We start from the raw sequence: 9987 nt of genomic DNA, 5'->3' as shown, positions 1-9987 counted from the left end.
CCAGCCTGTGTGCCGGCCTGCCACTGGCGCAACAACGCCTGAACCTCGACCTGCTGCCGCGCGCCGCCGCCCGCGCCGGCCTGCAGGCGCGCGTGCTGGAACGTCGGCTGGAGACATTGTCGGCCTTGAACCTGCCGGTGCTGCTGATCCTCAAGGAGGGGCGCAGTGCCGTGCTGCGCAGCTGGGGCGAGGACGGCCGGGCGCTGATCCTGCCCTGTGAGGCCGACGGTGGCGAGGTGTGGGTCGAGCGTGCGGCGCTGGCCGAGGCCTACGCAGGTCGAGCCCTGTTCGCCCGCCCGCGGCATACCCTGGAAGACCTGCGCAGCCCGCTGCTGCCACGGGTCAGCGCCTGGTTTCGCGATTCCTTGCGGCACTCCCGCGGGCTGTACCGCGATGCGCTGCTGGCCAGTTTGCTGATCAACCTGCTGGGCCTGATGGTGCCGCTGTTCGTCATGCAGACCTACGACCGCGTGGTGCCCAACCAGGCCGTGTCGACGTTGTGGGTGCTGGTCGCCGGGCTGGCTATCGGCACCACCTTCGAGCTGGTGCTGCGCATGGTCCGCGCGCACCTGCTGGACCAGGCCGGGAAGAAGACCGATCTGATCCTCAGCGCCACCCTGTTCGAGCGCATCATCGGCATGGCGATGAAAGCGCGCCCGGCCAGCATCGGCGGCTTTGCGCAGAGCATCCATGACTTTCAAGGCCTGCGCGAATTCCTCACCGCCGTGACCCTGACCAGCCTGATCGACCTGCCGTTCGTGGTCTTGATGCTGCTGGTGATCGGTCTGGTCGGCGGCTGGCTGGTGCTGATCCCGTTGATCGCCTTTCCCATCGCGCTGGTGTTCGCCTGGGTGATTCAGACGCGCCTGCGCGACAGCGTGCAGAAGAGCCTGAGCCTTGCCGCGCAGCGCCAGGCGGTGCTGATCGAAACCCTCGGCGGGCTGGAAACCCTCAAGGCCTGCGGCGCCGAGAGCGAGCGCCAATACCTCTGGGAACACACCAACGGCGCCGTCGCCCGGCTCGACGCCCACGCGCGCAACCTGGCCTCGCTGGCCAGCAATGGCACGCTGTTCATTCAGCAACTGTCGGGGGTGGCGATCATCGTGGCCGGGGTCTACGCCATCATTGCCGGGCAGCTCAGCGTCGGCGCACTGGTGGCCAGCTACATGCTCGGCAGCCGGGTGCTGGCGCCGCTCGGGCAGATCGCCGGGCTGATCACCCGCTATCAGCAGACCCGCCTGACCCTGAGCAGCACCGATGCACTCATGGCCCTGCCGCAAGAGCGCGCGGCCGACCGTCAGGCCCTGGCCCACACGGCCTTGCAGGGTGCGCTGCAGGTGGCGCATGTCAGCTTCCGCTACGCCGGGCAAAGCGCCGCAGCGCTCAATGACATCAACCTGGAGATCGCCGCGGGTGAGCGGGTCGGCATCATCGGTCGCAGCGGCTCGGGCAAGAGCACGCTGGGCCGGCTGCTGCTGGGCCTGCAGCACCCTGACGACGGCCAGGTGCTGCTCGATCACCTCGACCTGCGCCAGCTCGACATCGCCGACCTGCGCAGCCAGGTGGGCTATGTCGCCCATGACCTGCCATTGCTGGCCGGCAGCCTGCGCGACAACCTCACCCTCGGCGCTCGCCATGTCAGCGACGCGCGCATGCTCGAAGTGGCGCAACTGACCGGGGTCAGCGAACTGGCGCGGCAACACCCGCAGGGCTTTGACCGACCGGTCGGCGAGCGCGGCCAACTGCTCTCGGGCGGCCAGCGGCAGACCGTTCTGCTGGCTCGCGCGCTGCTGCTCGACCCGCCGATTCTGGTGCTCGACGAGCCCACCAGCCACATGGACAACAGCAGCGAAGAGCAACTGCGCCAGCGCCTGAGCACCTGGGTGGCTGGCAAGACCCTGCTGCTGGTCACCCACCGCACCGCCATGCTCAGCCTGGTCGACCGGCTGGTGGTGCTGGACAACGGCAAGGTGGTTGCCGACGGTCCGAAAGACCAGGTCATCGAAGCGCTGCGCAAGGGCCTCGTCGGCCCGGCACTCTAGGAGATCGCCATGGGCGTCACTCAGCACACCGCGCCGGTCGAGCGCGATTACTTGCCGGAACTGGCCAACGCCACACTGAGCGAAGCGCCCCGGCGCTCGCAGCTCACGGTCTGGCTGGCCGCAGCGCTGCTACTGAGCGCGCTGGTTTGGGCCTACTGGGCGGTGCTCGATGAAGTCACGGTGGCTGAAGGCAAGGCGATTCCCTCGAGCAAGGTCCAGGTGGTGCAGAACCTCGAAGGGGGCATTGTCACCGAGCTGTTCGTGCGCGAGGGGCAGATGGTCGACAAGGGCGCCACCCTGCTGCGCCTGGACGACACCCGCTTTCGCTCGAACAAGGGCGAAAGCGAAGCTGACCGCTACGCCTTGAGCGCTCAGGTGCAACGCCTGGCCGCCGAAGCCGAAGGGCGCCCCTTGGCCCTGAGCGAAGAAGTGCGCAGCAAGGCGCCGCAGGTGGCCGAGGACGAGACCGCGCTGTTCCAGTCACGCCAGCGCCGTCTGAGCAGTGAGAAACAGACCTTGAGCGAGCAACTGCGTCAGAAGACCCAGGAGCTGGCCGAGTACCGCGCCAAGGTCGCGCAATACCGCTCGGCCGTCGGCCTGCTCCAGGAAGAGCTGAACATGTCGGCGCCCCTGGTGAGCAAGGGTGCCGTGTCACCGGTCGAGATCCTGCGCCTCAAGCAGCGCACGGTGGAGGCGCGTGGCCAGCTCAACGCCAGCAGCCTGGCGATTCCCCGCGCCGAAGCGGCGGTGGCGGAAATGCGCAGCAAGATGCAGGAATCGGACGCGACCTTCCGCTCGGAGGCGGCCAAGGAGCTCAACGAGAAGCGCACCGACCTGTCCAAGCTCAGTGCCAACAGCATTGCGATCGACGACCGGGTCAAGCGCACCACGGTGGTGTCGCCAGTGCGCGGCATCGTCAAGGTGCTCAAGGTCAACACCATTGGCGGGGTGGTGCAGCCGGGCAGCGACCTGGTGGAAATCGTGCCCATCGAGGACAACCTGCTGATCGAAGCCAAGGTGCGCCCGCAGGATGTGGCGTTCCTGCACCCCGGGCAGCAGGCGATGGTGAAGTTCAGCGCCTATGACTACACGATCTACGGCGGCCTCAAGGGCGACCTGGAGCTGATCAGCGCCGACACCGTCACCGATGACAAAGGCAACGCCTTCTACCTGATTCAGGTCAGGACCGAGCGAAACCATGTGGGCGGCGAGCATAAGCCGCTGTTGATCATCCCTGGCATGGTGGCCACCGTGGACATCATCACCGGGCAGAAGAGCGTGCTCGATTACCTGCTCAAGCCGGTGCTAAAAGCCCGCACTGAAGCCCTGCGCGAGCGCTGACCGATGTTCGCTGCGGGCAGTTGCATGAAAGATGTTTAATCGGTGTTTTATTTACTTAGGCTGCTAACCGATCCTATAACTGGGGTGTGCGACACAGTGTCGCAATCAACCAGCAGTGGAGTTTGACGATGACAGTTCAAGTAACCGAACGCGACGAATCGAGAATGTCCCACGAAGGTCTGGCCGCCGGCGTGCGTATCTGGGATGTGCACCAGCAAGGTCAGCTGGTGGGCATGTTCCATGACGAACAGCAGGCCCAGCAGTACTGCAGCGAACTGGCAGAGCAGGAAGTTCAGCGCGCTGAAGCGCACTGACCCTGCAGGCAGTCATCGAGGTCGGCAGACCTCCAGCATCGGCGGGTGAACAGAAGCCCCGGTTCACCCGCCCATGCTGCACTCAGGCAAGCGCAGCCTTGCCGGCTCGTTACCACATCAAGTCATCAGGAATCTTGTACGCCGCGTACGGATCATCTGCTTCATCAGCCTGCTCGGTGTGGGTGTTGAGCAGCAGAATCCGATGCGGATCGCGCTCCTGAATCTTCACCGCCGCTTCTCGCGGGATCACCTCGTAGCCGCCACCGTGCGACACCACCGCCAGCGAGCCGTTGCTCAGCTTGCTGCGCATGAGGGCGTTGACGGCGATGCGCTTGACCTTCTTGTCGTCGACGAAGTTGTAGTAGTCCTCGGTGGTCAGCTTTGGCAGGCGGGTCGCTTCGATCAACTGCTTGACCTGCGCGGCACGGGCCTTGAGCTCGGCCTTTTCCTGCTGGGCGCGGTTGAGCTCCTGGTCACGCTTGGCTTTTTCTGCCGCCGCTTCCTTGGCCAGCCGCTGCTGGGTGTCATCAGCTTCGGCCTGGCCTTTGTGCACCAGGCGTTTCTGTTTTTTCTCGGCCTTGTTGGTCTGGGAAACCTGTTTCTGGTTGACCAGACCGGCTTTGAGCAATTGGTCGCGAAGGGAAAGGCTCATCGATGTCTACTCACTTATGCATCAGCTCAGCCGCAGCTGGGCAGGTTCTTTTCCTGACGTTTGGCTTCACCCCAGAGGGCGTCCAGTTCGTCGAGGGTGCGATCTTCGATCGGCAGGCCCTGCTCGCGCAATGCCTGCTCGATGAAACGAAAACGCCGCTCGAATTTTCGATTGGCGCGGCGCAAGGCCTGTTCCGGGTCGTGCTTGAGGTGGCGGGCCAGGTTGACGGTGGCGAACAGCAGGTCGCCCAGCTCGTCTTGCACGGCATCGGCGTCGCCGTCAGCCATGGCCTGCAGCACCTCGTCGAGTTCCTCGCGCACCTTGTCCAGCACCGGCAAGGCCTCGGGCCAGTCGAAGCCGACGGTGGCAGCGCGCTTCTGCAGCTTGGCGGCGCGCGACAGCGCTGGCAGCGCGGTCGGTACGTCGTCGAGCAATGACAGCTGCTCGGGCGTGCTTTTCTGCGCACGCTCCTCGGCCTTGATTGCCTCCCAGCGTGCCTTGACCTGGTCTTCGCTCAGGTGCGGGGTGTCGAGCGGTGCGTACAGCTCGCCCGTGGGAAAGACATGCGGGTGGCGGCGGATCAGCTTGCGGGTGATGCCATCCACCACCCCGTCGAACGCGAAGCGCCCTTCCTCGCCGGCCAGCTGGCTGTAATAGACCACCTGAAACAGCAGGTCGCCCAGCTCACCTTGCAGGTCTTCGAAATCGCCTCGCTCGATGGTGTCGGCGACCTCGAAGGCTTCTTCCAGGGTGTGCGGCACGATGCTCGCGTAGGTCTGCTTGAGGTCCCACGGGCAGCCGTGCTGCGGGTCGCGCAGGCGCGCCATGAGGTGCAGGAGGTCAGTGAGCGAGTAAGTCATGGGCAGGTCCTTGATGGCCTTCGCTGCGCCAGCCGATGACAGCAACGGCGGGCGCAGCGATGGCCGGTGGATCAGGGCGTGCGGTTACGCCGCGTCTCGATGATGTTGGGCAACTGCGAGATGCGCCCCAACAAGCGCCCCAGCGCATCCAGGCCGGGGATCTCGATGGTCAATGACATCTGCGCGGTGTTGTCGTCCTTGTTCGAGCGGGTGTTGACCGCCAGCACATTGATCTTCTCGTTGAGCAGCACCTGCGAGACATCGCGCAGCAAGCCGGGGCGATCGTAGGCACGCACCACGATGTCGACCGGGTAGGTCTGCACCGGAATCGGCCCCCAGCTGACCTGGATGATCCGCTCGGGCTCCTTGCCAGCGAGTTGCAGCACCGAGGCGCAGTCCTGGCGGTGGATGCTGACGCCGCGACCCTGGGTGATGTAGCCGACGATGGCATCGCCCGGCAGGGGCTGGCAGCAACCGGCCATCTGCGTCAGCAGGTTGCCCACGCCCTGGATGCGGATATCGCCGCGCTTGGTGGAACGGCTGGTCGGTTTGCGGGTGATCAGCTCGACCTGTTCGCTGCGGTCCGGCTCGAGCAGTTGCTGCGCGGCGTTGACCATCTGCGCCAGGCGCAGATCGCCCGCGCCGAGGGCGGCGAACATGTCTTCGGCCGTTTTCACGTTGGCTTTTTCCGCCAGTCGCTCGAAGTCCACCTGCGGCAGGCCGAGGCGGCTCAATTCACGCTCGATCAGGGTCTTGCCGGCCGCCACGTTCTGGTCCCGGGCCTGCAGCTTGAACCAGTGAACGATCTTCGCCCGGGCGCGCGAGGTGTTGACGTAACCCAGGTTGGAGTTCAGCCAGTCGCGGCTCGGGCTGCCGTGCTTGCTGGTGATGATCTCGACCTGCTCGCCGGTCTGCAGGATGTAGTTGAGCGGCACGATGCGCCCGTTGATCTTGGCGCCGCGGCAGTTGTGGCCGATTTCGGTGTGCACGCGGTAGGCGAAATCGAGTGGCGTGGCGCCCTTGGGCAGGTCGATGGCGTGGCCATCCGGGGTGAAGATGTAGACCCGGTCCGGCTCGATATCCACCCGCAGCTGTTCGGCCAGGCCGCCGATGTCGCCCAGTTCTTCGTGCCATTCCAGCACCTGGCGCAGCCAGGAGATCTTCTCTTCGTAGTGGTTCGAGCCACCCTTGACGTCGGTGCCCTTGTATTTCCAGTGCGCACACACGCCCAGCTCGGCCTCTTCGTGCATGCCGTGGGTACGGATCTGCACCTCCAGCACCTTGCCCTCCGGGCCGATCACCGCAGTGTGCAGCGAGCGGTAGCCGTTTTCCTTGGGGTTGGCGATGTAGTCGTCGAACTCCTTGGGGATGTGCCGCCACAGAGTGTGGACGATGCCGAGCGCGGTGTAGCAGTCGCGGATTTCCGGGACCAGCACGCGTACCGCACGCACATCGTAGATCTGGCTGAATTCCAGGCCCTTGCGCTGCATCTTGCGCCAGATCGAATAGATGTGTTTTGCCCGGCCGCTGATGTCGGCATTGACGCCGGTGGCCAGCAGCTCGTTCTGCAACTGGCTCATCACGTCGCTGATGAAGCGCTCGCGGTCGAGCCGGCGCTCGTGCAGCAGCTTGGCGATCTGCTTGTACTGATCGGGCTCGAGGTAGCGGAACGAGAGGTCTTCGAGTTCCCACTTGATATGGCCGATGCCCAGGCGATGCGCCAGGGGGGCATAGATGTCGGCTACTTCGCGGGCGACGCGCAGGCGCTTGTCGTCATCGGCAGCTTTGACGGCACGAATGGCGCAGGTGCGTTCGGCCAGCTTGATCAGCGCCACGCGCACGTCATCGACCATGGCCACGAGCATCTTGCGCAGGTTCTCGACCTGCGCCTGCGAGCCCAGCACCATCGACTGGCGTGGGCTCAGGCTGGCGCTGATGGCGGCCATGCGCAGCACGCCGTCGATCAGCTTGGAGACCATGGGGCCGAAGCGTTGGCCAACCTCGGCGAGGGTCACCTTGCCTTCGCGCACCGCGCGGTAGATGACCGCTGCGACCAGTGAATCCTGGTCGAGCTTGAGGTCCGCAAGGATTTCGGCGATCTCCAGCCCGGCCTGGAAACTCGACGTACCGTCGGCCCACGAATGCTTGGCGGGGTTGCCGTTCTTCTCGACTTCCTGGGCAAACTCGCAGGCCAGCGCCAGCTCATTACGATCGAGCGCGGCGTCCACGCTCGTTACATGATCCAGCCATCCTTCGAGATTGATAGTGCCGTCGGTGTTGACCGGCTGGTGCACTCTCACCTGTACCATCTGTGTTCTACCTTTCCATACAGTGCGCCGCACGGGCGCACTGGCTATCACCTGCGCGGCGCCCAGTCCCTGGACACCGCACCGAACGGTTAGCGTCGCTAGCCCGCTTCGAATAACGCCATGGCTTCGACATGCGCCGTCTGAGGAAACATGTCGAGAATCCCGGCTCTCGTTAACCGGTACCCCTGGTTGACCAGCACCTGAGCATCACGCGCGAGGGTGGCTGGGTTGCATGAAACGTAAACCAGCCTCTTCGCTTCAAGCTGTGCGATGTGTTGCACAACTTCGTAGGCACCGTCACGCGGTGGGTCCAAGAGTACCGCAGAAAAGCCCTCGGCTGCCCACTGGGCGCCGGCCAAAGGCTGGGTTAAATCGGCCTGAAAAAACGCGGCGTTATGCACATTGTTGTCCCGGGCATTGGCGGCTGCACGGTCCACCATCGTTTGCACACCTTCGATGGCAACCACCTCACGGGCCTGTCGGGCCAGCGGCAACGCAAAGTTGCCCAGGCCGCAGAACAGGTCGAGCACACGCTCGTCGGCCTGCGGTGCCAGCCATGCCAGCGCCTGCTCGATCATCGCCGTGTTCACCGCCGCATTGACCTGCACGAAGTCACCGGGGCGCCAGGCCAGTTCCAGCTGCCAGGGCGCCAGGGTGAAGCCAAGCGTGGCGCCTGCGATGAACGGTGCCGGTTCGCCGTCGCCTTGCAGCCAGAGCTGCGCGCCGGCTTCAAGGCAGAAGGCCTGCAGACGCTGCAGGTCTTCATCGGGCAATGCCGCCACTTGCCGGACCAGTACGGCCTCGGCGCTACCGCTGAACAGCTCGATGTGGCCCAAGGCCTGAGGTTTGCTCAGGCTGCGCAGCACCGTGGGCAAATGGCGCATGATCGACTGCAAGGGCTGTACCAGCACCGGGCATTCTTCGATGGCGATGATGTCCTGGCTGGCCTCGGCGCGAAAACCCACGCGCAGTTCGCGCGCCTTGGCCTCCCAACGCACCGCGACACGGGCGCGGCGGCGATAGCCGAACTCAGGCCCGGCCAGCGGCGCGGCCCAGGTGTCCGGCTGAATCCCGGCAACGCGCTGCAACTGCTCGGCCAGGGTGCGCTGCTTGAGCGCCAGCTGATCAGCATGCGGCATGTGCTGCAGGCTGCAGCCACCACAGTGCTGGAAATGCCGGCAGGGCGGCTCGCGGCGCTCGGCGCTGGCTTGCAGCACGCGCTCCAGACGCGCTTCGACCACTTTGCCCCGGGCATTGAGCACCCGCGCCTCGACGCTTTCCCCGGCCAGGGCGCCGCTGACGAACCAGGTCCGCCCTTCATGGAAAGCAAGGCCGCGGCCGTCACCGGCCAGGCGTTCGATGCTCAGGCGTTGCTTCTTGCCGACCGGCACCTGCGCGGCACGCTCGCCGCCGGCGGGCTGGAAGCGCAGGCTACTGCTGTTCTTTTTTCTGGACATCACGGCGCGTCGAACAGGCCGGTGGACAGGTAGCGGTCACCGCGGTCGCAGATGATGGCCACCAGTACCGCATTGTCCAGCTCGCGGGACAGCCGCAGCATGCCGGCCACTGCACCACCTGAGGACACTCCGCAGAAAATGCCCTCTTCGCGGGCAAGGCGCAGGGTGGTCTGCTCGGCTTCCTCCTGGGACATGTCGAGTACCTGGTCGACGCGCGCGGCGTCGAAGATCTTCGGCAGGTACGCTTCAGGCCAGCGCCGAATGCCCGGAATCGACGAGCCGTCCATCGGTTGCAGGCCAACGATCTGCACTGCAGGATTCTGCTCCTTGAGGTACTGCGAGCAGCCCATGATGGTGCCGGTGGTGCCCATGGAACTGATGAAGTGGGTCACGCTGCCGTGGGTCTGCTGCCAGATTTCCGGCCCGGTGCTGTGGTAGTGGGCGATCGGGTTGTCACCGTTGCCGAACTGGTCCAGCACCTGGCCTCGGCCTTGGGCCTGGAGCTTGTCGGCGAGGTCGCGGGCGCCTTCCATGCCGTCTTCCTTGGACACCAGCAACAGCTCGGCGCCGTAGGCGGTCATCGCCGCCTTGCGCTCGGCGGTGGAGTTGTCGGGCATGATCAGGATCATCTTGTAGCCCTTGATCGCGGCCGCCATGGCCAGGGCGATGCCGGTGTTGCCCGACGTCGCCTCGATCAGGGTGTCGCCCGGTTTGATCTGGCCGCGCAACTCGGCACGGGTGATCATCGACAACGCCGGGCGGTCTTTGACCGAGCCTGCCGGGTTGTTGCCCTCGAGCTTGAGCAGCAGGGTATTGCTGGTGTCGCCGCCCAGACGCTGCAGACGCACCAGGGGCGTATTGCCGACGCAATCGGCGATGGTTGGGTACTGCGAGGTCATGATGTATTTCGCATTCCGGGCGACAAGGGGCGCCTATCATACCGGCAAACCTGCAACGGCCATATCTCGCAATGGTTGGAGCTTATAGCCGCTGGCTATATACCGCCCCTGGC

Annotated in this window: 8 protein-coding genes; 3 read left to right on the top strand and 5 right to left on the bottom strand. The window is 65.1% G+C overall.

Features of this window, described 5'->3' with window-relative positions; translation table 11 throughout:
• From RT028_RS00160 to RT028_RS00150, 3 genes are all read left to right on the top strand, one after another.
• On the top strand, positions 1 to 2042 hold a 2042-nt coding region (locus tag RT028_RS00160; protein WP_312931057.1), incomplete at its 5' end, for a type I secretion system permease/ATPase.
• A 9-nt stretch (positions 2043 to 2051) separates the two neighbouring features.
• Positions 2052 to 3383, top strand: coding sequence for an HlyD family type I secretion periplasmic adaptor subunit (locus tag RT028_RS00155; protein ID WP_312931055.1), 1332 nt, complete (start codon positions 2052 to 2054; stop codon positions 3381 to 3383).
• Positions 3384 to 3511: 128 nt separating this feature from the next.
• Positions 3512 to 3697: a hypothetical protein gene (locus RT028_RS00150; protein ID WP_312931053.1), complete on the top strand. Its 186-nt coding sequence runs from the start codon at positions 3512 to 3514 to the stop codon at positions 3695 to 3697.
• A gap of 109 nt (positions 3698 to 3806) precedes the next feature.
• Here the strand turns inward: RT028_RS00150 and RT028_RS00145 are convergent, their stop codons facing one another.
• The 5 genes from RT028_RS00145 to cysM form a co-directional block, all read right to left on the bottom strand.
• Positions 3807 to 4349: a DUF2058 domain-containing protein gene (locus RT028_RS00145; RefSeq protein ID WP_312931051.1), complete on the bottom strand. Its 543-nt coding sequence runs from the start codon at positions 4347 to 4349 to the stop codon at positions 3807 to 3809.
• Between the two features lie 26 nt (positions 4350 to 4375).
• Entirely contained in the window at positions 4376 to 5209 is an 834-nt protein-coding gene (gene mazG, locus RT028_RS00140; protein WP_312931049.1) for a nucleoside triphosphate pyrophosphohydrolase, read from the bottom strand.
• A 71-nt stretch (positions 5210 to 5280) separates the two neighbouring features.
• Positions 5281 to 7518, bottom strand: a complete 2238-nt coding sequence (relA, locus tag RT028_RS00135) for a GTP diphosphokinase (protein ID WP_312931047.1) — start codon at positions 7516 to 7518, stop codon at positions 5281 to 5283.
• 98 nt (positions 7519 to 7616) lie between these two features.
• The gene (gene rlmD / locus RT028_RS00130) at positions 7617 to 8975 is read right to left on the bottom strand and encodes a 23S rRNA (uracil(1939)-C(5))-methyltransferase RlmD (RefSeq protein ID WP_312931045.1); all 1359 of its coding nucleotides are present in this window, start codon (positions 8973 to 8975) and stop codon (positions 7617 to 7619) included.
• Positions 8975 to 9874, bottom strand: coding sequence for a cysteine synthase CysM (cysM, locus tag RT028_RS00125; RefSeq protein ID WP_312931044.1), 900 nt, complete (start codon positions 9872 to 9874; stop codon positions 8975 to 8977). Before cysM ends, rlmD begins: the two co-directional genes overlap by 1 nt.
• Positions 9875 to 9987 lie beyond the last annotated feature (113 nt).

It is taken from the genome of Pseudomonas sp. (assembly GCF_032058845.1).
Lineage (GTDB): Bacteria > Pseudomonadota > Gammaproteobacteria > Pseudomonadales > Pseudomonadaceae > Aquipseudomonas.
The sequence above is the reverse complement of the archived record's forward strand: the minus strand, read 5'-3'. Positions and strand labels throughout refer to the sequence as shown.